Origin of the sequence: Peribacillus aracenensis, from assembly GCF_025175645.1 — a bacterium.
Classification (GTDB): domain Bacteria; phylum Bacillota; class Bacilli; order Bacillales; family DSM-1321; genus Peribacillus; species Peribacillus aracenensis.
On sequence record NZ_JANZMJ010000092.1, the window covers coordinates 1 to 1,339 of the forward strand.

The following is a 1,339-nucleotide window of genomic DNA, read 5'->3' on the forward strand; positions in this document are numbered from 1 at the left end:
TTTAGTCATACGATTAATGGTTGCCGTAAACTTACCCGAAGAGTGAACACTTGGATCTACTCCAGCGAAGGCAACCAGTTTTTTCTGGTGATTAAATCGATCGATTTCACCAATTTCAGAGATAATCGTGGCTGCGATTTTTTCTCCTATACCAGGAATCGATTGGATGATCTTATATTCTTCCATTTCATTTGACAGGGCCACTATACGATCTTCCAAATCAGAAAGGTGTCCCTGGTAATGAAAAAGCAACTCCATATACATACGAAGATTGATTACGTGACTTTCATACACGCTTTTTTGAAATGGATTTTGAGACGCGGAATCCATTATTTTTTTTGCTTTTCCCCATGCCCATTCACCCGATCGGCTGGGACAGAACTCTATAACACTCTCTGCTAGTTTACTTTCCCCGGCATTTAATACAGCCTCTGAAGTAGGGTATTCCTTTAACATCAATAATGAAACCTTTGAGAATAAATCGCCAAAAACCTTTCGGTATTCAGGAAACAGTTAATCTAAAATGGTGTGAAACTGAAGTTTAGCTTCCACATACATATTCGTTACATTTTCCTGTTGTCTTGACAAATTCCGAAGGTCTAAAAGCCGAATTCCTCTAATTTTATGAGATTCAAAATCCTCTTTGTAATACAGCACACACAACTGGTACGCATCGATTGCGTCTGTTTTTACCTTTCGTAAACTAGACTTCTTTGCCTGATAAGAAATAATCGGATTTAGTAAGATATATAGAACTCCTTGTTCCTCCAAGAATTGAATAACGGGAGTATGGTAATGCCCTGTAGATTCTAAAATGATCATAGGCATCTGCCCTTTCATCTCTTCGATTTCTTTTAGAAATCCAATAAAATGATCTAATTCCTCTCTATTATGCTTTATTGAAAAGCTCTTTCCATACGGTTTAGATTGATTTAAAAACGCCTGAACTTTACTCTCTCCTTTTGCCACATCCAGACCCACAACTGGATTCATTGTTTTTCCCTCCTCTACTTACCAACCAGTACCCCTAGTCCTCCATGTAGTGTCATAGCTTCGCTTGTTATACGAAATCTACGTCCCAACCAGCCTCAAACATGTTTCTACAAGTAGGGGGCGGACAGTTTAGTTCACGGGATCAAGTCCCACGCACCCGTACGTCCTACCCTGGCTACTGATGTAATAGATTCTATTAAAAAAAGGTCAACCAGTAAATAAACTGTACCCTATGTAAAGGACATTTTTAAAAAAGGTCATGCCACTTTGAGAAGGTGATTTCTGTATTGAACAGGAGTCATCTTCTTTAAGTTCCATTGATATCTGAAATTGTTATAGTACGTCA

The 1,339-nt window shown here is 38.5% G+C and carries 1 protein-coding gene and 1 pseudogene; both read right to left on the reverse strand.

Annotated elements, in window-relative coordinates; all coding sequences use genetic code 11:
• A pseudogene (locus N0M92_RS29060) lies at window positions 1-993 on the reverse strand (IS110 family transposase); the annotation flags it as partial.
• A 257-nt stretch (window positions 994-1,250) separates the two neighbouring features.
• A partial coding sequence (locus N0M92_RS29065; RefSeq protein WP_260288566.1) for an IS3 family transposase occupies window positions 1,251-1,339 on the reverse strand: 89 nt, incomplete at its 5' end.